This is a genomic window from Micromonospora wenchangensis (genome assembly GCF_002210435.1).
In the GTDB taxonomy this organism is placed as follows: Bacteria; Actinomycetota; Actinomycetes; order Mycobacteriales; family Micromonosporaceae; genus Micromonospora; species Micromonospora wenchangensis.
In genome coordinates this window covers 15,516-41,504 of the sequence record NZ_MZMV01000003.1, presented here as the reverse complement: position 1 = coordinate 41,504, position 25,989 = coordinate 15,516, and the positions used below count along the sequence as shown (strand labels likewise).

The 25,989-nt window shown below is 74.8% G+C and carries 5 protein-coding genes; 3 read left to right on the top strand and 2 right to left on the bottom strand.

What is annotated here, in order from left to right; translation table 11 throughout:
* Positions 1–50 precede the first annotated feature (50 nt).
* Positions 51–1,307, bottom strand: coding sequence for a pyridoxal phosphate-dependent aminotransferase (locus B5D80_RS02505; protein WP_088642121.1), 1,257 nt, complete (start codon positions 1,305–1,307; stop codon positions 51–53).
* A 28-nt stretch (positions 1,308–1,335) separates the two neighbouring features.
* The gene (locus B5D80_RS02500) at positions 1,336–2,682 is read right to left on the bottom strand and encodes a KamA family radical SAM protein (RefSeq protein ID WP_088642120.1); all 1,347 of its coding nucleotides are present in this window, start codon (positions 2,680–2,682) and stop codon (positions 1,336–1,338) included.
* 358 nt (positions 2,683–3,040) lie between these two features.
* Between B5D80_RS02500 and B5D80_RS02495 the strand changes: the two genes are divergently transcribed.
* From B5D80_RS02495 to B5D80_RS02485, 3 genes are all read left to right on the top strand, one after another.
* Positions 3,041–4,228 carry a cytochrome P450 gene (locus B5D80_RS02495; RefSeq protein WP_088642119.1) on the top strand — a complete coding sequence of 396 codons (1,188 nt, stop codon included), beginning with the start codon at positions 3,041–3,043 and terminating at the stop codon, positions 4,226–4,228.
* Positions 4,225–4,461 (top strand): ferredoxin, encoded by a 237-nt coding sequence (locus B5D80_RS02490; RefSeq protein WP_088642118.1) that lies wholly within the window; start codon positions 4,225–4,227, stop codon positions 4,459–4,461. The genes B5D80_RS02495 and B5D80_RS02490 overlap by 4 nt, the downstream gene beginning before the upstream one ends.
* 138 nt (positions 4,462–4,599) lie before the next feature.
* Complete coding sequence (locus B5D80_RS02485) at positions 4,600–25,890, top strand: SDR family NAD(P)-dependent oxidoreductase (RefSeq protein WP_425437147.1); 21,291 nt, start codon at positions 4,600–4,602, stop codon at positions 25,888–25,890.
* The last annotated feature ends 99 nt before the right edge of the window (positions 25,891–25,989 follow it).

Sequence of the window (25,989 nt, the reverse complement as noted above, 5' to 3'; positions counted from 1 at the left end):
TCGTCGGGGCAGACCGGCGCGGGCGCGGTCGGCGGGGGAGTCGGGGCGGGTCACCGGGGGAGCTTGGCCAGGGCCTGCTCGATGCGGACCAACGCGTCGGCGACGTGCGGCACCGTCAGCGGGTCGGCGGCGGTCTGGGTCTGCCGCTGCTGCTCCGGGGTGTCGCCGTAGAGCATGCTGGTGGCGGCCCGGAACCGCAGCGCCTCCGGCCGGTCGCCGAAGTGGTGGCCGGAGAGCACCGCCACGCCCAGCTCCTCCAGCAGGTAGTGCTGCAGGGTGGCGCCGTCGGTGATGCCCTGCTCGGCCAGCGGCTCCCGCAGCGGCGCGAAGTCCGGGTACACGTAGAACGCGCCGGTCGGCGGCCGGCAGGTCGCGCCCGCGTCCACCATGATCCGGTGCACCGCGCCGGCCACCGCGCCGTGCAGCGCGGCGTCCTCGACGAGCCGCTCGCGGATCTCCGGCGGCTCGGCGAAGGCGTACCGGGCGACCGACTGCATCGGCCCGGCCAGGGTGGACCAGATCTCGCTGGCCACCGAGGCGACGTCGGCGCGGATGCGCTCACCCCACCCGCCGGCCGGGAACCGGGCCGCGCCGATCCGCCAGCCGCCGAGCGCCAGGTTCTTGCTGAGCCCGGTGAGCACCACGGTCCGCCGGGGTGCGATCTCGGCGGGGGAGAGCAGGTCCGTGCCCGGCGTGTGCAGGATGTCCCGGTAGATCTCGTCCGAGACGATCAGCAGGTCCTCCTCCTCGGCGATCGCGCACAGCTCGCGGACCAGGTCGTCCGGGGCGTGCGTGCCGGTCGGGTTGTCCGGCGAGGTGAGCACCAGGATGCGCGGGTCGTGGCCGAGTACCCGGGCGGCGCGGATCGTCTCCCGCAACGCCGCCGGGTCGGGCACCCCGCCGCACGACTCGGGGACCGGCACCCCCAGCGCCGTCCGGCCGGCGAGCCGGGCCTGTGGCGCGTAGGTGACCCAGCTCGGCGCGGCGAGCAGGGTGTCCCCGCCGACGACCAGTTGCAGGGCCATCAGCAGCGGCTTGCTGCCCGGCGCGATGATCACCTGGTCGGCCTCGGTGGGCAGCCGGCGGCGGGAGAAGTACCCGGCCACCGCGTCCCGGGTGGCGGGGTCGCCGACCACCGGCCCGTAGGCGTTGCGGTCGCCGCCCTCGGTCAGCGCCCGCAGCAGCGGCGGGAACACCGGCAGGCGGGACTCGCCGAAGCCCAGGTGCACGATGGACTCGCCTGCGGCGATGCGCTGCGCGACCAGCTGGTCGAGCGCGAGGTTGGGCGAAATCTTCCGGCCGGCCATCGCCAGCTCCCTTCGGGTCGGTGGGTGTTCAGGCGGTGACGGCCGCGCCGGGGCGGGCCGCGCTGGGGCTGACCGCGGCGAGGATGTCCGCCGGGGCGGTCGGGTCGAGTTCCAGGTCACTCAGCCAGGCCGCGTCGGCCGACCAGCGGGCCCGGAACGGCCGGCCGACCAGCCGCCGGTCGCGGGCCTGGATCAGCCGGAGCTGGAAGAAGTCGCCGTCCGGGGTCCGCTCGACGCCGTCGACGAGGACCTTGCCGGGGGTGGCCGACATGACCGGTCCGCGCACCGTCCGGGCCAGGCCGGGCAGATCCTGGTACGCGGTGCGGAAGATGTCGGCGGCCCGGGTCAGCGGCACCTGGAAGTAGTCCCGGGGACCGGTGTCCCGCTCGACGAACATGTAGTAGGGCACCGCGCCGACGGCCAGCTCCGCCCGCCACATCTCGCTCCAGGCGCGGGCGTCGTCGTTGACGTAGCGGATCAGCGGGGCCTGGCAGTAGACCACCGCCCCGGTCGACCTGATCCGGGCGATGGCCCGGGTGGCGACCTCGGTGGCCAGTTCCCGGGGGTGGCTGAAGTGCGCCATCACCGCGACGCTGCGCCCCGACGCGACCACCTGCTCGAACAGTCGCAGCAGGTCGTCGGCGTCGGTGTCGGAGACGAACCGGTACGGCCAGTAGGCGACCGCCTTGGTGCCGAACCGGATGGTGCGTACCGTGTCGACGGCCAGCAGCGGCTCCACGTGGCTGCGCAGCCGCTCCGTCGACATGATCATCGGGTCGCCGCCGGTGACCAGCACGTCGGTCACCGCCGGGTGCCGGTGCAGGTAGCTCACCAACTGCTCCGGGCCGGGCGCGGCGAACCGCAGGTCGGCGTCGCCGACGAACTGCGCCCAGCGGAAGCAGTAGGTGCAGTACGCGTGGCAGGTCTGCCCCTGCTGCGGGAAGTACAGCACCGTCTCCCGGTACTTGTGCTGCATACCGGGCAGTTCCTGACCGTCCAGGCTGGGCACGTTGTGCTGCTGCTGCCCGGACGGGTGCGGGTTGAGCCCCGCCCTGATCCGGGCCACCTCGCCGCGCAGCCCCTTGCGGTCACCGGCGCGCAGCAGGTCACCGAGGAGCTGCTCGTCGGCGGCGGCGAGCATGCCGCGCTGCGGGAACACCAGCCGGAAGATCGGGTCGTCCGGGATACGGTCCCAGTCGATCAGGTGCGACAGGACGTACTCGTTGACCCGGAAGGGCAGCACCTGGGAAATGGTGCGGATCGCGTGCAGATTGTCGGCCGACAATCCGTACCGGGCGCCGAGCTCTTCGATGTGGTGCGGCCCGAAGGAGTGGAACCGCCCCGGATCGGCGGTCGTGGAAACGAGCAGGGACATCAACCATCCTCCATGGGGGGTTGCGCCCACCGACGTGGCGTGACTCAATCACCGGTGCGCGCCCGCGAGAATCGCTCGACGGTCAACAGCGCGTTGCCTCGCCCACACGCTAGTGGCGGCCCGTCCGCCCGGACCCCTAGCGGAACCCCAGAGCCGCCCCTTAGCGCAGCCGCTAGGGGGAGGCTAGGGGCGTCGCGGGGGTGTAGGTGGATTTCCTTTCCTGATTACGTATCCCTCGCGCCTGGTCCGGCCGGTGCCCGGCGTGTCGCCCGGAAACGCCGTACCGCACCGAGCGGCCGAAGAGACATCGATGCCAGCGCCGATCCCGTGCGCCCGGTGCGAACCTAGGGAGTGCTCCGTGACGATCGATCAGGAGATCCGCAAGTATCCGTTCAGCGAGGTGCCCGGGATCGACATCGACCCGACGTACGGGCTGCTGCGCAGCACCGAACCGCTGGCCCGGGTGCAGTTGCCGTACGGCGAGGTGTGCTGGCTGGCCACCCGGTACGAGGACGTCAAGACCGTGCTCACCGACCCGCGCTTCAGCCGGGCCGCCGCGCAGGGCAAGGACCAGCCCCGCCTCCGCGAGGAGATGACCTACGAGGGCATCATCGGCCTCGACCCGCCGGACCACACCCGGCTGCGCAAGCTGGCCGGCAAGGCGCTGACCGCCCGCCGGGTCAACGGCATCCGCGAGGACGCGCAGCGGATCGCCAACGAGTACGTCGACGACATGATCGCCAAGGGGTCTCCCGGCGACCTGGTCGAGATGTTCGCGCTGCCCTTCCCGATCACCGTGATCTGCGAGCTGCTCGGCGTCCCGTTCGAGGACCGCGCCCAGTTCCGGATCTGGACCGAGGGACTGACCAGCACCAGCGAGCAGCTCATGACCTATGTGGAGCAGTTGTTCGGCTACATGGGCAACCTGGTCGCCCAGCGTCGCGAGCAGCCCACCGACGACCTGCTCGGCGCACTGGTCAAGGCCCGCGACGAGGGCGACCGGCTGACCGAGCAGGAGCTGCTCTCGATCGCCGGGGTCGGGCTGCTGCTCACCGGCGTCGAGACGGTCTCCACCCACATCCCCAACTTCGTCTACGCGCTGCTGACCAAGCCGGAGCTGATGGCGCAGCTGCGCGCCGACCGGAGCCTGGTGCCGGCCGCCGTGGAGGAGCTGCTGCGGATGATCCCGCTCAACCCGGCCGCGATGTTCCCCCGCTACGCCGTGGAGGACGTCGAGCTCGGCAGCGGCCTCGTCCGTGCCGGGGAGCCGGTGCTGGTCTCCCTGCCCGGCGCGAACCGTGACCCGGAGGTCTTCGACAACCCGGAGACCTTCGACTTCACCCGCGAGCAGAACCCGCACGTCGCGTTCGGCCACGGCCCGCACCACTGCCTCGGCGCGCAGCTCGCCCGGATGGAGCTGCAGGTGGCCCTGCACACCATCCTGGACCGGTTCCCCGAGCTGCGCCTGGCCGACGGTGACGCGGGTGTGTCGTGGAAGTCCGGCCTGCTGGTCCGGGGCCCGAACAAGCTGCTGGTGGCCTGGTGACCGCGGTGGACACCCGGTGGACGGTCACCGTCGACCGGGACGCCTGCATCGGCACCGGGGTCTGCGCCGGCGCGGCCCCCCGCCAGATCGAGATCCGGGCCGGCAAGGCGTCCGCGCTGGCCCCGGAGACCGCACCCGACGAGGCGGTCATCGACGCCGCCGACATGTGCCCGATGTCCGCGATCACGGTCCGCGACGCCGCCTCCGGCGCGCTGCTCGCGCCCGAGGAGTGAACAACCGCCCCGACCGGTGAACCCCACCGGTCGCCGCGAGGCCGCCGCGACCGGTCCCCCCTACCGGTCGCGGCGGCCTTGCCGTGATCGGGCGCCGAAAGCCGACACACCGAGCCGGGCGTCGAACCCGGAGACCTAGTGGAGCGTGCCATGAGCGAGTCCGTGAACCCCACCGGTGCCGAGCCCGACGCCCTGTCGGCACTGCGGCGGCGGCTGGAGGGCCGCACGGCCGACGAGCAGGACCGGGCGCTCACCGCGCTGGTCCGGGAGCAGGCCCGCGACGTGCTGCGGACCGTACTGCCGGACGGCCCGGACGCCGTCGAGCCCGGCCGGCCCTTCCGCGACCTGGGCTTCGACTCGCTCGCCGCGGTCGAGCTGCACCGTCGGCTCACCGCCGCGACCGGCCTGGACCTGCCGGTCACCCTGGTCTTCGACCACCCGACGCCGCAGGCGGTCGGGCGGCTGCTGCGCACCCTGCTCGGTGGGGACGCCGCGCCCGCGCCGGTCGCCGCGCCGCTGCTCCGGCCCGCCGCCGACGACGAGCCGATCGCCGTGGTCGGCATCGGCTGCCGCTACCCGGGGCACAGCACCTCCGCCGACGACCTGTGGCGGCTGGTCTTCGAGGGCCGGCACGTGATCAGCGACTTCCCGACCGACCGGGGCTGGGACACCGACGGGCTCTACGACCCGGACCCGGGCAAGCCGGGCAAGACCTACGTGCGCCAGGGCGGTTTCCTGGAGGGCGCGGCCGAGTTCGACGCGGACTTCTTCGGCATCAGCCCGCGCGAGGCGATGACGATGGACCCGCAGCAGCGGCTGGTGCTGGAGACCGCCTGGGAGGCGCTGGAGGACGCCGGCATCGACTCGGCGTCGCTGCGCGGCAGCCAGACCGGTGTCTTCATCGGCGCCGAACCGCAGGAGTACGGCCCCCGGCTGCACGAGGCCCCGGAGGGCCTGGACGGCTACCTGCTCACCGGCAACGCGCCGAGCGTGGTGTCCGGTCGGCTCGCCTACACCTTCGGCTTCGAGGGCCCGACGCTGACCGTGGACACCGCCTGCTCGGGTTCGCTGGTCGCCCTGCACCTGGCCTGCCAGGCGGTGCAGCGTGGCGAGTGCACCACCGCGTTGGCCGGCGGCGTCGCGGTGATGGTGCACCCGGGCGCGTTCACCGCGTTCAGCCGGCAGCGTGGCCTCGCCCCGGACGGGCTGTGCAAGCCGTTCGCGGCGGCGGCCGACGGCACCGGCTGGGCCGAGGGGGTCGGCATCCTGGTGCTGGAGCGGCTCTCCGACGCCCGCCGCAACGGCCACCGGGTGCTCGGGGTGATCCGGGGGTCGGCGATCAACCAGGACGGTGCGTCCAACGGGTTGACCGCCCCGAACGGGCCGTCCCAGCAGCGGGTGATCATGTCCGCGCTGGCCTCGGCGGGCCTGGCCCCCACCGACGTCGACCTGGTCGAGGCGCACGGCACCGGCACCCGGCTCGGCGACCCGATCGAGGCGCAGGCGATCATCGCCACCTACGGTCGGGAACGCCCCGCCGACCGGCCGCTGTGGCTCGGCTCGTTGAAGTCCAACATCGGCCACTCGCAGGCCGCCGCCGGTGTCGCCGGTGTGATCAAGGTGCTGATGGCGATGCGGCACCGGGTGCTGCCGCGCACCCTGCACGTCGACGCGCCCACCCCCAACGTGGACTGGTCCGCCGGCACCGTCGCCCTGCTCACCGAGGCCCGCCCGTGGGACGACCCGGGCCACCCGCGCCGGGCCGGCGTCTCCTCGTTCGGGGTCAGCGGCACCAACGCGCACGTCATCGTCGAGGAGCCGCCGGCCGTCAACGACGAGGCCGTGCCCGCCGTGCCGCAGCTGCCCAGCGAGGTGCTGCCGGTGGTGCTCTCCGCCCGCGGCGAGGCGGCGCTGCGCGACCAGGCCGCCGCGCTGCTCGCCGTCGTCGGCACCGACGGGGACGCCCCGGAACTGCTCGACGTCGCCTACTCGTTGGCCACCACCCGGACCGCGCTGGAGCACCGGGCGGTGCTGGTGGCCCGGGACCGGGCCGCTGCGGTCGGTGACCTGGCCGCCCTCGCCGCCGGTGGCGACGTGCCCGGCGTGCACCTGGGGCAGGCCACCGGTGGCGGGCTCGGCTTCCTGTTCACCGGGCAGGGCAGCCAGCGGCTGGACGCCGGCCGGCAGCTGCACCGCAGCTACCCGGTCTACGCCGCCGCGTTCGACGACGCCTGCGGCTGGCTCGACCTGCAACTGGACGTGCCGCTGGCCGACGTGCTGTTCGCCGAGCCCGGCACCGCCGAGGCGGCCCTGCTCGACCAGACCGCCTACACCCAGTGCGCGCTGTTCGCGGTGGAGGTCGCCCAGTTCCGGCTGCTGGAGTCCTGGGGGGTCCGGCCGGACCTGCTCGCCGGGCACTCGATCGGCGAGCTGGCCGCCGCCCACGTCGCCGGGGTGCTCTCCCTGGAGGACGCCGCGCTGCTGGTCGCCGCCCGGGGCCGGCTCATGCAGCAGCTCCCCGCCGAGGGCGCGATGATCTCGGTGCAGGCCACCGAGGAACAGGTCCGTGCGCTGCTGGCCGGGCGCGAGGAGCAGGTGGGCGTAGCCGCGGTGAACGGCCCCACCTCGGTGGTGGTCTCCGGCGACGAGGACGCCGTGCTGGAGGTGGTCGCCGCCCTCGCCGCCGCCGGGCACAAGACGAAGCGGCTGAAGGTCAGCCACGCCTTCCACTCGCCGCTGATGACGCCGATGCTCGCCGAGTTCGGCCGGCTGGCGCACGTGCTCACCTACCGTCCGCCGACCATCCCGGTGGTGTCCACGGTCACCGGCCGGCCGGTGCTCTCCGGTGAACTGTGCGACCCCGACTACTGGGTGCGGCACGTGCGCGACAGCGTCCGGTTCGCCGACGCCGTCCGGGCCATGGCCGACGAGGGGGTCACCACCTTCCTCGAACTCGGCCCCGCCGGTGTGCTCTCCGCGATGGGTCCGGCCTGCCTCGACGACGACGCCGACGCGGTCTTCGCCCCGCTGCTGCGCGCCGACCACGACGAGGAGACCGACGTCGTCGCCGCCGTCGCCCGCGCCCACGTGCGGGGGGTGCCGGTGGACTGGACGGCGTTCTTCGCCGCCCGCGGGGCCCGCCGGATCGCGCTGCCCACCTACCCGTTCCAGCGTCGCCGGTTCTGGATGGAATCCGGTGGCGGCAGCGCCGACGCGACCGGCTTCGGTCAGCTCGCCGCCGGGCACCCGCTGGTCGGCGCGGTCGTCGGCCTGGCCGGCGGCGACGGCGTGGTGCTCACCGGTCGGGTGTCGCTGCGCAGCCACCCCTGGCTGGCCGACCACACCATCTCCGGGGTGGCGCTGCTGCCCGGCACCGCCTTCGTCGAGCTGGCCGTGCGGGCCGGCGACCAGGTCGGCTGCCCCACCGTCGAGGAGCTGACCCTGGAGGCACCGCTGGCGCTGGACGAGCGCGGCGTCGCCCTCCAGGTGGTCGTCGGCGCCGCCGACCCGGCCGGCCGCTGCCCGGTGGCCGTCTACTCGCGGCCCGACGGGTCCGACCCGGACGACCAGCTCTGGACCCGGCACGTCAGCGGCTTCCTCACCCCGGAGACCGCCGACGCCGGGCAGCCGCTCACCCAGTGGCCGCCGCGCGACGCCCGGCCCGTCGACCTGGCCGGCATCTACGCCGAACTGGCCGGCCAGGGCTACGGCTACGGCCCGGTCTTCCAGGGCCTCAAGGCCGTCTGGCGGCGCGGCCAGGAGGTGTACGCCGAGGTCGCGCTCCCCGCCGACAGCCGGGCCGAGGCGGCCCGCTTCGGGCTGCACCCGGCGGTGCTGGACGCCGCCCTGCACGCCATCGACGCGGCCCGCCGGGGCGAGCCCACCGACGACGAGGTGCGCATCCCGTTCGCCTGGAACGACGTCACCCTGCACGCCGCCGGTGCGGCCGAGGTGCGGGTGCGGATCGCCCCGGCCGCCGGCGACAGCGTGTCGGTGACCCTCGCCGACGCCACCGGCGCACCGGTGGCCTCGGTGCGGTCGTTCGTCTCCCGGCCGGTGTCCACCGCCCAGCTCACCGCCGCCCGGGGCGGCTACCACGAGCGGCTGTTCCGGCTGGAGTGGACGAAGCTCGGTCACCGGCCCGCCCCGGCGGGCACCCCCCGCTGGGTGGTGCTCGGCGACGAGCGGATCGGCACGGCCGCCCGGCACGCCGACCCGGCCGCGCTGGGCGCCGCGATCGACGCCGGCGCGACCGCCCCCGAGTGGGCGTTCGTCGGGGTCGCCGCCGGTGACGTCCGGGCCGCCACCGCCGAGGCGTTGACGCTGCTCCAGCAGTGGCTGGCCGACGCGCGGCTGGTCGGCACCCGGCTGGTCTTCGTCAGCCGCGCCGACGACCTCGCCACCGAGGCGGTCTGGGGTCTGCTGCGCGCCGCGCAGACGGAGAACCCGGACCGGTTCGTCACCGTCCGGCTCGGCGACGCCCCCACGTCGCTGCTGGCCGCCGCCCTGGCCACCGGCGAACCGGAGCTGCGGGTGCGGGACGGGGAGATCAGTGTGCCCCGGCTGGCCCGGGTCGCCACCACCCCCGACGGCACCGGCGACGCCGGTTGGCCGACCGACGGCACGGTGCTGGTCACCGGCGGCACCGGTGGGCTCGGCGCGCACGTCGCCCGGCACCTGGCCGGCCGGCACGGCGTACGCCACCTGCTGTTGACCAGCCGCAGCGGCCCGGCGGCGGCCGGCGTGGCGGAGCTGCGCGCGGAGCTGGAAGCGGCAGGCGCGAGCGTCGACGTGGCCGCCTGCGACGCGGCCGACGCCGACGCCCTGGCCGCGCTGCTCGCCGCCGTCCCGGCCGACCGGCCGCTGCGGGCGGTGGTGCACGCCGCCGGCATCGTCGACGACGGGACGATCGGCTCGCTCACCCCGCAGCGGATCGACGCGGTGCTGAAGGCCAAGCTGGACGGGGCGGTCAACCTCGACCGGTTGACCCGCGACGCCGACCTGACCGCGTTCGTGCTCTTCTCCTCCCTGGCGAGCCTGCTCGACTGCGCCGGGCAGGGCAATTACGCCGCCGCGAACGCCACCCTCAACGCGTTGGCCGCCGACCGCCGGGCGCAGGGCCGGCCCGCCGTCGCCCTCACCTGGGGCCTGTGGACCGGTGACAGCGGCATGGGCGGCCAGTTGGACGCCGCCGCGTTGCAGCGCATCGAGCGTTCCGGCATGCCCGGCCTCAGCCCGGCCGAGAACCTGGCCCTGCTCGACGCGGCGCTCGGCGTCGACGAGCCGGTGCTCGCCCCGATCCGGGTCGACCTGACCGCCCTGCGCAACCGGCCGGACGGCGTACCGGCGCTGCTGCGTGGCCTGGTGCCGTTGCCGGCGCGCCGCAGCGCCCAGGCCGCCGGCCCGGCCGACGCCACGCAGGGGCTGGCCCGGCAGTTCGCCGCGTTCAGCCAGGCCGAGCGGGACCGGTTCACCCTGGACCTGGTCCGCGAGCACGTCGCCGCCGTGCTCGGCCACGACGGCGCGGAGGCGATCGAGCCGCGCCGGGCCTTCAACGAGTTGGGCTTCGACTCGCTGGCCGCGGTCGAGCTGCGCAACCGGCTCAAGGCGGCCACCGGGCTGCGGCTGCCGGCGACCCTGGCGTTCGACTACCCGACCCCGGCGGCGCTTGCCGAGTTCGTGGTCTCCACCGTGCTGGGCACCGGCGCGGACGTGGCGACGCCGGAACCCGTGGCGGCCTCGTTCACCCAGGAGCCGATCGCGATCGTCTCGATGAGCTGCCGCTTCCCCGGCGGGGTGGCCACCCCGGAGCAGCTGTGGGAACTGCTCGACGGCGGTGTCGACGCGGTCTCGCCGTTCCCCGCCGACCGGGGCTGGGACCTGGTCGGCATGTACGACCCGGAGCCCGGCAAGCCCGGCAAGACGTACTCGATGGAGGGCGGTTTCCTCTACGACGCGGCCGACTTCGACGCGGACTTCTTCGGGATCAGCCCGCGCGAGGCGGTGGCGATGGACCCGCAGCAGCGGTTGATGCTGGAGACCTCGTGGGAGGTGCTGGAGCGGGCCGGGATCGACCCGACGTCGCTCAAGGGCAGCCCGACCGGTGTCTTCGCCGGCGTCATGTACCACGACTACGCGCTGCGGCTGCACCAGGTGCCCGAGGACCTGGCCGGCTACCTGGGCAACGGCAGCCTCGCCAGCATCGTCTCCGGCCGGGTCGCCTACACCCTCGGGCTGGAGGGGCCGGCGGTGTCGATCGACACGGCCTGCTCGTCGTCCCTGGTGGCCATCCACCTGGCGGTGCAGGCGCTGCGGGCCGGGGAGTGCTCCCTGGCGCTGGCCGGTGGCGTCACCGTCATGTCCACCCCGGACACGTTCCTCGACTTCAGCCTCCAGCGCGGCCTGGCCCGGGACGGCCGGTCGAAGTCCTTCGCCGCCGGTGCGGACGGCACCGGCTGGGGCGAGGGCGCGGGCATGCTGCTGCTGGAGCGCCTCTCCGACGCCCGGGCCAACGGGCACCAGGTGTTGGCGGTCATCCGGGGTTCGGCGACCAACCAGGACGGCGCGTCCAACGGGCTGACCGCGCCGAACGGCCCCTCCCAGCAGCGGGTCATCCGGCAGGCCCTGGCCTCGGCCGGGGGCATCCCGGCGACCGAGGTGGACGTGGTGGAGGCGCACGGCACCGGCACGGCGCTCGGTGACCCGATCGAGGCGCAGGCCCTGCTCGCCACGTACGGGCAGGGTCGGCCGGCGGACCGGCCGTTGTGGCTGGGGTCGATCAAGTCGAACATCGGGCACACCCAGGGCGCGGCAGGTGTGGCCGGTGTGATCAAGATGGTGCTCGCGATGCGCAACGACCTGCTGCCGCGCACCCTGCACGCCGACGAGCCCTCGCCGCAGATCGACTGGTCGGCCGGGGAGGTACGGCTGCTCAACGAGCCGCAGCGGTGGCCGGCGGTGGACCGGCCCCGGCGGGCCGGGGTGTCGTCGTTCGGCATCAGCGGCACCAACGCCCACGTCATCATCGAACAGGCACCCGCGGAGCAGGAGCCCGCACCGGTCGAGGTCACGGCGTCGGTGGCCCCGGCGGTGTTGCCGTGGCTGCTGTCCGCGCGGTCGGTCGAGGCGCTGCGGGCGCAGGCCGACGGGGTCGCCGCCACGGGTGCCGGCCTGGACGTGGCGTACTCGTTGGCGACGACGCGGGCGGCGCTGGAGCGCCGGGCCGTGGTGGTGGCCGCGGCGGGCGAGGACGCGACCCGTGCCCTGCGGTGCGTGGCGGAGGGAAGCGACTCGACCGACGTGGTGTACGGGTCGCCGTCGGTCGGCAAGTTGGCGGTGCTGTTCACCGGCCAGGGCGCGCAGCGGTGGGGGATGGGCCGTGAGCTGGCGGCGGCGTACCCGGCGTTCGCCGAGGCGTTCGACGAGGTCAGCGCCCACCTGGACGCGAAGCTCGACCGGCCGCTGCGGGAGGTGCTCTACACCGGGCCGGAGGCGGCCGACGCGGCGCCGCTGGATCAGACGATGTACAGCCAGGCGGCGTTGTTCGCCGTCGAGGTGGCGTTGTTCCGCCTGCTGGAGTCGTGGGGGGTCCGGCCCGACATGGTGGCCGGGCACTCGATCGGCGAGGTGACGGCCGCCCACGTGGCCGGGGTGTTGTCGCTGGCCGACGCGGCGACCCTGGTCGCGGCGCGGGGCCGGCTGATGCAGTCGATGCGCGAGGACGGTGCGATGGTCGCCGTCGAGGCGTCCGAGGCGGAGGTGCGGGCCGCGCTGACCGGCCTGGAGACGCAGGTGGGCATCGCGGCGGTGAACGGTCCCCGGGCGGTGGTCGTCTCCGGTGACGCCGACGCGGTGGAGTCGGTCGCGGCGGGTCTGCGGGATCAGGGCCGGCGGACGAAGCGCTTGCGGGTCAGTCACGCCTTCCACTCGCCGCACATGGAGCCGATGCTGGCGCAGTTCCACGAGGTCCTCTCCGGTCTGACGTTCGAGCGGCCCCAGCTGCCGGTGGTGTCCAACGTGACGGGTGCGGTGGCCGACCCGGAGGCGCTGCGCGACCCGGACTACTGGGTGCGGCACGTGCGGGAGTCGGTGCGCTTCAGTGACGGCGTCGCCGCTCTCCAGGCGGCGGGCGTCAGCACGTTCCTGGAGGTGGGTCCGGACGCGGTGCTGACGGCGATGGGTCGGGACTGTGTCACCGACGAGGACGCGGTGGCCCTGGTGCCGGCGCTGCGCGCCGGCCGGGACGAGCCGACGACCCTGCTGACCGCCCTGGCGACCCTGCACACCCGGGGCGTGGCGGTGGACTGGCGGGCCTGGTTCGCGCCCACCGGCGCCCGCACCACGGCGCTACCGACCTACCCCTTCCAGCGTCGCCGCTACTGGATCAACGCCACCACGGCGGCGACCGACGTGGCGTCGGTGGGCCTCGGGACGGCGGGCCACCCGCTGTGGGGGGCGTCGGTGTCGATGGCCGAGTCCGGCGAGGTGCTGTTCACCGGCCGGTTCTCCGTGGACGCCCAGCCGTGGCTGGCCGATCACGCGGTCTCCGGCGCGGTGCTGCTGCCCGGCACCGGCTTCGTCGAACTCGTCCTGCACGCCGGGGGCCACGTGGGCCTCGGGCATCTCGAAGAGCTGACCCTGCACGCTCCGCTGCTGCTGCCCGACGGCGGCGCGATGCAGGTCCAACTGCTGATGACGGCCGCCGACGAGACGGACCGGCGTACCGTCACCGTGCACTCGCGGCCCGAGCACGCCGACCCGGACCTGCCGTGGACCCGGCACGCCACCGCGGTGCTCGCCGCCACCCCGGCCGTGGCCACCTTCGACCTGACCGCCTGGCCGCCGCCGGGCGCGGCGTCCGTGCCCGTGGACGGGTTCTACGACGACCTGGTGGCCCAGGGGTACGAGTACGGTCCGGTGTTCCAGGGCGTGCAGGCCGTGTGGCGGGCCGGCGAGACGGTGTACGCGGAGGTGTCGTTGCCGGCGGACGCCCACGCCGACGCGGCACGCTTCGGTCTGCACCCGGCGCTGCTCGACGCGGCGCTGCACGCCGTGGGCATCGGCGAGCAGGTGCCCGCGGACCAGCCGCCGTCGGTGCCGTTCGCCTGGACGGACGTGACGCTGCACGCCGCCGGTGCCACCGCACTGCGGGTGCGGATCACCCCGGCGGGCACCGAGGCGGTGGCCCTGCACCTGGCCGATCCGACGGGCGCACCGGTGGCCGAGGTCGGTGCGTTGGTGTCCCGGCCGGTGCAGCTCGCCGCCGGGACCGCCACCGACGGCAACCTCTACCGCGTCGACTGGACCACCCTGCCGACGCCCACCGCGCCGGTCACCTCCTGGGCGTACCTCGACGACCTCGGCGACGAACGTCCGGAACTGGTCCTGACCCGCCTGAGCCCCCCGCAGGCCGACGACCTGTCGGTCACCGTCGACGGCGACCCGGCCGGCGACGTCGAGTCGGCGGCGAGGACCGTCGCCGCGACGACGCTCGGGCTGCTCCAACGCTGGCTGGCCGACCCCCGGTCGGCGGAGTCCCGGCTGGTGGTGCTGACCAGTGGGGCGGCCGACGGGGTCACCGACCTGGTCCAGGCCCCGGTCTGGGGTCTGGTGCGGGCCGCGCAGGCGGAGAACCCCGGCCAGTTCGTGCTGGTCGACGCCGCCCCACAGACGCCGGTCGAGGAGATCGTCACGGCGGTGGGCACCGGCGAGCCGGAGCTGTCGTTGCGCGACGGGCAGGTACGGGTGCCACGGCTGGCCCGCGCCGCCACCGACGACGCCGGTTGGCGGGCGGAGGGCACGGTCCTGGTGACCGGCGGCACGGGTGTGCTGGGTGCGCTTGTCGCCCGGCACCTGGTCGCCGTGCACGGCGTCCGTGACCTGGTCCTGGCCTCCCGGCGGGGGCCGGCGGCACCGGGTGCGGTGGAGCTGCGCGAGGAACTGACAGGTCTCGGCGCCACCGTCGAGGTGACCGCGTGTGACCTGGCCGACCGGGAGGCCGTCGCCGCCCTGGTGGCCGGGATTCCGGGGTTGACGGCGGTGGTGCACACCACGGGTGTCCTCGACGACGGGTTGGTGACCTCGCTGACCGCGGCGCAGTTCGACGGGGTGTGGCGGGCGAAGGCCACCCCCGCCTGGCACCTGCACGAGGTGACCCGGGACCGGAACCTGTCGGCGTTCGTGCTCTTCTCCTCGGCCGCCGGTGTGGTGGACGGCTCCGGGCAGGGCAACTACGCGGCGGCGAACGTGTTCCTCGACGCCCTGGCCGAGCACCGGCGTGGGCTCGGCCTCGCGGCGACCTCCCTGGCCTGGGGCCTGTGGGAGGAGCGCAGCGGGATGACCGCGCACCTCGGCGAGGCCGACCTGGCCCGGATGGCCCGCTCCGGCATCCTGCCCATCAGTTCCGCGCAGGGCCTCGCGCTGCTCGACGCGACGGTGGCCACCGGCGGGCCGGCGTTCGTGCCGATCCGGTTGGACACCGCCGCGCTGCGCGCCCAGGGCCAGGCCATGCCGGCCCTGTTCCGGGGCCTGGTCCGGCTCCCGGCCCGGCGGGCCGCCGAGGCGGGTCGGACGCCGGTCGGCGGATCGGCGCTGCAACGGCGACTGACCGGGCTGACCGACACCGAGCAGCGGCGGCTGCTGCTCGACCTGGTCCGGGCCGACGTGGCAGCGGTCCTCGGCCACGACAGCCCGGCCACCGTGGAACCGGCCCGCGCGTTCCGGGAGATCGGCTTCGACTCGTTGGCCGCCGTGGAGCTGCGCAACCGGCTCAACACCGCCACCGGGCTGCGGCTGCCGGCCAGCCTGGTCTTCGACTACCCGAACCCCACGGTGCTCGCCGACTACCTGCACACCCGGCTCCTCGGCGAGGCCGCCCCGGCCGCCCCCACCGTCGCCACCGTGATCGCCGACGACGAACCCGTCGCGATCGTCGCGATGAGCTGCCGGTTCCCCGGCGGGGTCCGCAACCCGGAGGAGCTGTGGCAGCTCCTCGTCGACGGGACGGATGCGATCACGCCGTTCCCCACCGACCGGGGCTGGGACCTCGACAACCTCTACGACCCGGAGCCCGGCAAGCCCGGCAAGACGTACTCGATGGAGGCCGGTTTCCTCTACGACGCGGCCGACTTCGACCCCGACTTCTTCGGCATCAGCCCGCGCGAGGCGGTCGCCATGGACCCGCAGCAGCGGCTGCTGCTGGAGACCTCGTGGGAGGCGCTGGAGCGGGCCGGCATCAACCCCACCTCGCTGCGCGGCAGCCTCACCGGCGTCTTCGCCGGGGTGATGTACCACGACTACGCCAGCCGGCTGCCGGAGGTCCCCGAGGACCTGGTGGGTTACCTGGGCAACGGCAGCATGGCCAGCGTGGCCTCGGGGCGGATCTCGTACACGTTGGGGTTGGAGGGTCCGGCGGTCAGTGTCGACACGGCCTGTTCGTCGTCGTTGGTGGCGATCCACCTGGCGGTGCAGGCGTTGCGGTCGGGGGAGTGTTCCCTCGCCCTGGCCGGCGGCGTCACCGTGATGTCCGCCCCGGACACCTTCGTCGAGTTCAGCCTCCAGCGCGGGCTGGCCGCCGACAGCCGGGTCAAGTCCTTCTCGGCCGGCGCGGACGGCACCGTGATGTCCGAGGGTGTCGGCATGCTGCTGTTGGAGCGGTTGTCCGATGCCGAGCGCAACGGTCATCACGTGCTCGCCGTGGTGCGGGGTTCGGCGATCAACCAGGACGGCGCGTCCAACGGGCTGACCGCCCCGAACGGCCCCTCCCAGCAACGGGTCATCCGGCAGGCACTCGCGGCCGCCGGGGGCATCCCGGCGACCGAGGTGGACGTGGTCGAGGCACACGGCACCGGCACCTCCCTCGGCGACCCGATCGAGGCGCAGGCCCTGCTGGCCACGTACGGGCAGGGGCGTCCCGGGGACCGGCCGTTGTGGCTGGGTTCGATCAAGTCGAACATCGGGCACACCCAGGGCGCGGCAGGTGTGGCCGGTGTGATCAAGATGGTGCTGGCGATGCGCAACGGCCTGCTGCCCCGCACCCTGCACGTGACCGAACCGTCCCCGCAGATCGACTGGACGGCCGGGGACGTGCAGTTGCTGACCGAGCCGCAGCAGTGGCCGGCGGTGGACCGGCCCCGGCGGGCCGGGGTGTCGTCGTTCGGCATCAGCGGCACCAACGCCCACGTCATCATCGAACAGGCACCCCCGGGCGAGGAGCCCCCGGCCGACGCCCCCGAGCCGGAGATCCTGCCCTGGGTGCTGTCCGCCCGTACCGACCAGGCCCTGCGGGAGCAGGCCGGGCGGGTGGCCGCCGTCGCCGGGAGCGACACCGCACGGCCGGGTGACCTCGCGTACGCGCTGGCGACCGGGCGGGCGCTGCTGGACCGGCGGACGGTGATCGTCGGCGACCGGGCCGAGTTCGTCGCCGCAGCGCGGGCCTTCGCCGAGAGCGGCACCGCCCCCGGGGTGCTCCAGGGCGGCACCGTCTTCGTCTTCCCCGGGCAGGGCTCGCAGTGGCTGGGCATGGCGGTGGAACTGCTCGACTCGTCGCCGGTGTTCGCCGAGCGGATCAACGAGTGCGGCACGGCGTTGTCGGAGTTCGTGCCGTGGCGGTTGACCGACGTGCTGCGCGGGGTGGAGGGCAGCCCACCGGTGGACCGGGTGGACGTGGTGCAGCCGGTGCTCTGGGCGGTCATGGTGTCGCTGGCCGGACTGTGGCGCGCGTACGGCGTGGAGCCGGACGCGGTGATCGGCCACTCGCAGGGTGAGATCGCCGCCGCCGTCGTGGCGGGTGGCCTGTCGTTGCGCGACGGCGCCGCCGTGGTGGCGCTGCGCAGCCTGGCCATCGCCGAGGACCTGGCGGGGCGGGGCGCGATGGCCTCCGTCGGCCTGCCGGAGCGGGAGGCGGCCGAGCGGCTGACCGGCTACGCCGGGCGGATCTCCGTCGCCACGGTCAACGGCACCTCCTCCGTGGTCGTCTCCGGCGACCCCGACGCGGTCGACGACCTGGTCGCCACCCTCACCGCCGAGGGCCACCGGGCCAAGCGGGTCAACGTGGACTACGCCTCGCACTCCGCCCAGGTCGAGCTGATCGAACAGCGGCTGCTCGACGTCCTCGCCGGGATCACCCCCCGCGCCTCCCGCGTGCCGTTCTACTCGACGGTCACCGCGGGTGTGCTCGACACCGCCGGCCTGGACGCCAGGTACTGGTACACCAACCTGCGGCAGACGGTGCGGTTCGAGGAGACCACCCGGGTCCTGCTCGCCGCCGGAATGCGGGTGTTCCTGGAGTGCAGCGCCCACCCGGTGCTGACCATGGGCATCGAGGAGACCGCCGCCGACGGGGGCGTCGAGGTCGCCGCCGTCGGCTCGCTGCGCCGTGGCGAGGGCGGTCTGCGCCGTTGGCTGACCTCGCTGGGTGAGGCGTTCAGCAGGGGCGTCGCGGTGGACTGGGCGCCGGCGCTGCCGGCGCGGCCCCGTGGCGAGGTGCCGTTGCCGACCTACCCGTTCCAGCGCCGCAGGTACTGGATCAACGCCACCGGCAGCACCGCCGACCTCGCCGCCGCCGGGCTCGGTTCCGCCGGCCACCCGCTGTGGGGTGCCGCGGTCGGCATGGCCGAGTCCGGTGAGGTGCTCTTCACCGGGCGGATCTCCCTGGACACCCATCCGTGGTTGGCCGACCACGCCGTCAACGGCACGGTGCTGCTGCCCGGCACGGGCCTCGTCGAGCTGGTGCTGCACGCCGGTGAGCACGCCGGCGTCGGTCACCTCGACGAGCTGACCCTGCACGCTCCGCTGGTCCTGCCCGCGCAGGGTGCCGTCCAGGTGCAACTCCTGCTGGCTGCCCCCGACGAGGCCGGCCGACGCGCGGTCACCGTGCACTCCCGCCCGGAGCACACCGAGAGCTGGGTCCGGCACGGCACCGGCATCCTCTCGGCCGACACCCCCGACCCCGCGTTCACGCTGACCGCGTGGCCGCCGCCGGGTGCGGTGCCGGTGCCGACGGCGGGCCTGTACGACGACCTGATGGCCCAGGGCTACGAGTACGGGCCGATGTTCCAGGGCGTGCAGGCGGCCTGGCGGGCCGGCGACGTGGTGTACGCCGAGGTGGCCCTGCCGGAGGAGGCGCACGCGGACGCGGCCCGGTTCGGGCTGCACCCGGCGCTGTGGGACGCCGCGCTCCAGGCGGTGGGGATCGGTGAGCCGGTGCCCGCCGGTCGGCCGCCGTACCTGCCGTTCGCGTGGACCGACGTCACCCTGTACGCCACCGGGGCGACCGCCCTGCGGGTCCGGATCACCGCCACCGGGCCGGAGTCCGCCACCCTGCACCTCGCCGACCCCGACGGGGTTCCGGTGGCCGTCGTCGGTGCCCTCGTCTCCCGTCCGGTCCAGCTCACCACCGCCGCCCCGACCGACGGCGACCTGTACCGCATCGACTGGACGACGGTCCCCACCGGCACCCCCACCGAGTCGTGGGGCTACCTGGAGGGGATCGGCTTCGGCGTCCCCGACGTCGTGCTCGCCCCGCTCACCCCGGTCGGCGACGGCACCGACCCGGCCACCGCCGCCCGGACGGCGGTGGGGGAGACCCTCGCCCTGCTCCAGTCCTGGCTGGCCGACCCGGCGCAGGCGGCCGCCCAGCTGGTGGTGGTCACCGACGGTGCCGTCGACGGCGGCACCGACCTCGCCCACGCCCCGGTGTGGGGCCTGGTGCGGGCCGCGCAGGCGGAGAACCCGGGCCAGTTCGTGCTGGTGGACGCCGACCCGGAGACGCCGGTGGAGGACATCCTGGCGGCGGTGGGCACCGGCGAGCCGGAGTTGTCCCTGCGGGACGGCCAGGTACGGGTGCCACGGCTGACCCGGTTCGCCGGCTCCGGCGAGGTGTGGCGGGCCGACGGCAGCGTGCTGGTGACCGGTGGCACCGGTGTGCTGGGTGCGCTGGTGGCCCGTCACCTGGTCGCCGGCCACGGCGTCCGCGACCTGGTGCTCACCTCGCGGCGGGGGCTCGCCGCCCCCGGCGCGACGGACCTGCTCGACGAGTTGACCGCCCTGGGCGCGACCGTCCGGATCGTCGCCTGTGACATGGCGGACCGGGACGCCGTCGCCGCCCTGCTCGACGGCATCCCCACGCTGACCGCGGTCGTGCACACCACAGGTGTCCTCGACGACGGGCTGCTGGCCACCCTGACCCCGGCGCAGCTCGACTCGGTCTGGCGGGCCAAGGCCGAACCGGCCTGGCACCTGCACGAGCTGACCCTCGACCGGAACCTCGACGCGTTCGTGCTGTTCTCCTCCGCCGCCGGGGCCGTCGACGGGGCCGGGCAGGGCAACTACGCCGCCGCGAACGTCTTCGTGGACGCCCTGGCCGCCCACCGGCATGCCCTCGGCCTGCCCGCCACGTCGTTGGCCTGGGGGTTCTGGGAGCAGCGCAGCGGGATGACGTCCCACCTCGGCGACGCCGACGTGGCCCGGATGGCCCGCTCCGGTGTCCTGCCGATCGACTCCGAGCAGGGCCTGGCCCTGCTCGACGTGGCGGTCGCGGCGGGCGAGCCGACGCTGGTGCCGATCCGGTTGGACACCACCGCGCTGCGTGCCCAGGGGCAGCAGATGCCGGCGCTGTTCCGGGGGCTGGTCCGGTTGCCCGCCCGTCGGGCGGCGGGTGCCGGGGCCGCCCCGGTCACCGGCTCCGGACTACAGCGGCAGCTCGCCACCCTCGGCGCGGACGACCAGCGCCGGATGCTGCTCGATCTGGTCCGGGCCAGCGTCGCGGCGGTCCTCGGCCACGACAGCGGCACCGCCGTCGAACCGACCCGGGCGTTCAAGGAACTCGGCTTCGACTCGCTGGCCGCGGTGGAGCTGCGGAACAAGCTGAACACCGCCACCGGGCTGCGGCTGCCCGCCACGCTCGTCTTCGACTACCCGAACCCCGCCGCGCTCGCCGACCATCTGCACCACACCATCGTCGGCGGTCCGGCCGAGGTCCGGCCGGACGAACCGTCCCGCCCGGTGGCCGACGAACCCGTCGCGATCGTCGCGATGAGCTGCCGGTTCCCCGGCGGGGTCCGCAGCCCGGAGGAGCTGTGGCAGCTCCTCGTCGACGGCGGGGACGCCATCTCGGCGTTCCCCACCGACCGGGGTTGGGACCTCGACAGCCTCTACGACCCGGAGCCCGGCAAGCCCGGCCGGACGTACTCGTTGGAGGGCGGTTTCCTCTACGACGCGGCCGACTTCGACCCGGACTTCTTCGGGATCAGCCCGCGTGAGGCGGTCGCGATGGACCCGCAGCAGCGGCTGCTGCTGGAAAGCTCGTGGGAGGCGCTGGAGCGGGCGGGTATCGACCCGACGTCGCTCAAGGGCAGCCCGACCGGTGTCTTCACCGGCGTGATGTACCACGACTACGGCAGCCGGCTGCCCTCCGTGCCGGACGAGGTGGCCGGTTACCTGAGCAACGGCAGCATGTCCAGTGTCGCGTCGGGGCGGATCTCGTACACGTTGGGGTTGGAGGGGCCGGCGGTCAGTGTCGACACGGCCTGTTCGTCGTCGTTGGTGGCGATCCACCTGGCGGTGCAGGCGTTGCGGTCGGGGGAGTGTTCCCTCGCCCTGGCCGGCGGCGTCACCGTGATGTCCACTCCGAGCACCTTCGTCGAGTTCAGCCTCCAGCGTGGGCTGGCCGCCGGCGGCCGGTGCCGGTCCTTCGCGGCCGGCGCGGACGGCACGGCGATGTCCGAGGGTGTCGGGATGCTGTTGTTGGAGCGGTTGTCCGATGCGGAGCGCAACGGTCACCACGTGCTCGCCGTGGTGCGGGGTTCGGCGATCAACCAGGACGGCGCGTCCAACGGGTTGACCGCCCCGAACGGCCCCTCCCAGCAGCGGGTGATCCGGCAGGCGTTGGCTGTCGCGAACGTCGCCCCCGACCAGGTGGACCTGGTCGAGGCGCACGGCACGGGGACCACCCTGGGCGACCCGATCGAGGCGCAGGCGTTGCTGGCGACCTACGGGCAGGACCGGCCGGCGGACCGGCCGTTGTGGCTGGGGTCGATCAAGTCGAACATCGGGCACACCCAGGGCGCGGCAGGTGTGGCCGGTGTGATCAAGATGGTGCTGGCGATGCGCAACGGCCTGCTGCCCCGCACCCTGCACGTGGACGAACCGTCCCCGCAGGTGGACTGGTCGGCCGGGGCGGTGCGGCTGCTGACCGAGCCGCAGCGGTGGCCGGCGGTGGACCGGCCCCGGCGGGCCGGGGTGTCGTCGTTCGGCATCAGCGGCACCAACGCCCACGTCATCATCGAACAGGCACCCCCGGAGCAGGACGCGCCGGTCGAGGTCGACGTGACGGTCGCCCCGCCCGTCCTGCCGTGGCTGCTCGCGGCCCGCTCGGACGAGGCGCTGCGCGCCCAGGCCGACCTGGTCGCCGCCACCGGCGCCAGCCTCGACGTGGCGTACTCGCTGGCCACCACCCGGGCGGCGCTGGAACGCCGGGCCGTGGTGGTCGCCGCCGCCGGGGACGACGCGGTGCGCGCGCTGCGGGAGACGGCCCGGGGCGGCGACGGCAGCGAGGTGGTCCGGGGTACCCCCGTCGGCGGCAAGCTCGCCATGCTCTTCACCGGTCAGGGTGCCCAGCGACTCGGTATGGGCCGCGAACTGGCCGCCGCGTACCCGGCCTTCGCCGAGGCGCTCGAGGAGGTCAGCGCCCACCTGGACGCGAAGCTCGACCGGCCGCTGCGGGAGGTGCTCTACACCGAGCCGGACGTGGCCGACGCCGCCCTGCTCGACCAGACCGTCTACAGCCAGAGCGCGCTGTTCGCCATCGAGGTGGCCCTGTTCCGGTTGCTCGACTCGTGGGGCGTCCGACCCGACCTGGTCGCCGGGCACTCCATCGGGGAGGTCGCCGCGGCGCACGTCGCCGGGGTGCTGTCGCTGCCCGACGCGGCCACCCTGGTCACCGCGCGGGGCCGGCTGATGCAGAGCATGCGTGAGGACGGCGCGATGGTGGCCGTCGAGGCGTCCGAGGCGGAGGTACGCGGGGAACTGGTCGGCCGCGAGGCCGAACTGGGCATCGCCGCGGTCAACGGTCCGCAGGCGGTGGTGGTCTCCGGTGACCACGACGCCGTGGGCGCGATCGCCGACGGTTGGCGGGCCCGGGGCCGCCGGATCAAGCGGCTGCGGGTCAGTCACGCCTTCCACTCGCCGCACATGGAACCGATGCTTGCCGAGTTCCACGAGGTTCTCGCCGGCCTGACGTTCAGCCCGCCGCGGGTGCCCGTGGTGTCCAACCTGACCGGCCGGCTCGCCGACCCCGACGAGATCCGTGACCCCGGCTACTGGGTGCGGCACGTCCGGGAGGCGGTCCGGTTCAGCGACGGGATCACCACCCTGGAGGCCGAGGGCGTCACCACGTACCTGGAGGTCGGCCCGGACGCGGTGCTCACCGCGCTGGCCCGGGAGTGTGTCACCGACACCGACGGCGTCGCCCTGGTGCCGGTGCTGCGCAGCGGCCGGGACGAGGCGACGACCCTGCTCACCGCCCTGGCGACCCTGCACACGCGGGGCGTGCCGGTGGACTGGCGGGCCTGGTTTGCGCCGACCGGCGCCCGGGTCACCGAACTGCCGACGTACCCGTTCCAGCGTCGCCGGCTCTGGTTGAACGCGGCGGCGGAGGTCGACGGCGACGTGCCCGGCCTCGGCCAGCGTCCGGCCGCCCACCCGCTGCTCGGCGCGGTGGTCGGGTTGGCCGGCGTCGACGGCACCGTGTTGACCGGCCGGCTCTCCCTGCGGACCCATCCGTGGCTGGCCGACCACGCCCTCGCCGGGACGGTGCTGCTGCCCGGGACGGCCTTCGTGGAGCTGGCCGTCCGCGCCGGTGACCAGGTCGGCTGTGGCCTGGTGGAGGAGCTGACCCTGGAGGCCCCGCTGACCGTGCCCCCGCGTGGCGGGGTGGATCTGCAGGTGGTGGTGGGGGCGCCCGACGGGACCGGCCGTTGCTCGGTCACCGTCCACTCCCGCCCGGCGGACGGCGGTGACGGGTGGACCCGGCACGCCACCGGCGTGCTGGCTCCGGCGGCGGCCGCCGCCCCGGCCGTGGCGGCCGGCGACACCTGGCCGCCGGCCGACGCCAAACCGGTCGAGCTGGACGGGCGCTACGACCGGCTCGCCGATGCCGGCTACCACTACGGCCCGTTGTTCCAGGGGCTGCGGGCCGCCTGGCAACGCGGCGACGAGGTGTACGCCGAGGTGGCGCTCCCCGAGGACGCCTGGTCCTCGGCCGCCCGGTTCGGTCTGCACCCGGCGCTCTTCGACGCGGTGCTGCACGCCCTCGACCTGGCCGAGGCGGACCAGCCCGACGACGGGCGGCTCCAGGTGCCGTTCGCCTGGCGCGGCGTCGCCCTGCACGCCACCGGTGCCACGGCGCTGCGGGTCCGGCTGACCCGCACCGGCCCGGAGGAGGTCGCCATCGATCTTGCCGACGCCGGTGGCGCCCCGGTCGCCTCGGTCGCCGCGCTGGTGGTCCGGCCGCTCGCGACCGACCAGTTGGGTGTGGCGGGTACCGCCCACCGATCGGCGCTGTACCAGCTCGACTGGGTCCCGGTTCCGGCCGGGGACGCCGAGCCGGCCGACCGGACGGTGGTGGTGGTCGGTGACGGGGACCTCGGCCTCGGGGTGCCGCACCACCCGGACCTGGCCGCGCTCGCGGCCGACGTCGCGCGGACCGGCGTCGTGCCGCAGACCGTCGTGCTGCCCTGGCGGGCCACGTCGGACTCGCCGGTGCCGGCCGCCGCCGGGGCGCTGGACGTGGTCCAGCGGTGGCTCGCCGACGACCGGTTCGGCGGTGCCCGGCTGGCCCTGGTGACGACCCGCGCGATCGCCACCGGCGACGGCGAGGACGTGCCCCGGCCCGCCGACGCCACGGTCTGGGGTCTGGTCCGGGCCGCGCAGGAGGAGAACCCGGGCCGGTTCGTCCTGGTCGACGTCGACGGGGTCGATCCGACCGGCCTGCGGGCGGCCCTCGCCGCCGCTGCCGAGCCGCAACTGGCGGTACGTTCCGGCGGGCTGTTCGTGCCCCGCCTCGCGCCGCTGCCGGTGGCTGCCGGTGAGCTGCCCGCCGGCCCGGACCCGGACGGCACCGTGCTGGTCACCGGTGGCACCGGCGGGCTGGGCCGGCTCGTCGCCGAACACCTCGTGACCCGGCACGGCGTCCGGCGGCTGCTGCTGGCCAGCCGGCGTGGCCCGGCCGCACCCGGCGTCGACGAACTGGTGTCCCGCCTGACGGCGGCCGGTGCGGAGGTGACGCTGGCCGCCTGCGACCTGGCCGACCGGTCGGCGGTGGCGGCCCTGCTCGACGGGGTGCCCGCCGCGCACCCGCTCACCGGGGTGATCCACGCGGCCGGCGCGCTCGACGACGGTCTGCTGCCCGCGTTGACCCCGCAGCGGCTGGCGGCGGTGGTGGCCCCCAAGGCCGAGGCCGCCCGCCACCTGCACGAACTCACCCTGCACCTGCCGTTGCGCTGGTTCGTCCTGTTCTCCTCGGCGGCGGCCACGCTCGGCGCGGCCGGGCAGGCCAACTACACCGCGGCCAACGCCTACCTGGACGCCCTCGCCCAGCACCGTCGGGCGCACGGCCTGGCCGGCACCTCGTTGGCCTGGGGTCTGTGGGCCGAGTCGGGCAGCGGGATGACCGGACACCTGGGCGAGGCGGACCTGCGGCGGATGGCCCGGTCCGGGGTGGGTGCGTTGTCCACCGTCGACGCGCTGGCACTGTTCGACGCCACCACCCACCCCACGCCCGCGCTGGCGCTGCCGGTCCGCCTCGACCTGGCCGCGTTGCGGGCCCGGGCCGAGGGGGTGCCGCCGTTGCTGCGTGGCCTGGTCCGCGCTCCGGCGCGTCGGGTGGCGGCCGGTGCGGTGGCCGGGGAGCGGACGTTGGCGGACCGGCTCGCCGGTCTGCCGGCGGAGGAGGCCGACCGGGTGGTCACCGAGCTGGTCCAGGCTCGGGCGGCCGAGGTGCTCGGCCACGACCGTCCGCACGTCGTCGACATGGACAAGGGCTTCCTGGAGCTGGGCTTCGACTCCCTCGCGGCGGTGGAGTTCCGTAACAGCCTCGGTGCGGCCACCGGGCTGAGGCTGTCGGCGACGCTCATCTACGACCACCCGAGCCCGGCGGCGGTGGCCCGGTTCGTCCGGACGGAGCTGGGCGGTGAGCCGCCTACCGCGCCGTCGCTGGAGGCCGAGCTGGCCCGGTTGGAGGTGCTGCTGGACGGCACCGTCCCGGACGATGCGGAGCGGAACCGGATCACCGTCCGGCTGCAGGCGTTGATGGCACGGTGGAACGCCGCGTACGGCACGGCCAGCGTGGAACCGGCGGCCCGGGACCTGGCGTCGGTCTCCGCGGACGAGCTGTTCGACATCCTCGACGACGAGTTGGAGGCGTCGGACTGACCCTCCGGCTGCCGGACCCGAGGTCCGCCGACACTCCGGTGAACGGCGGGCCTCGGGTCTTCCCACCCGGTTGAGGGGTGGGTATTTGTCCACCTTCGA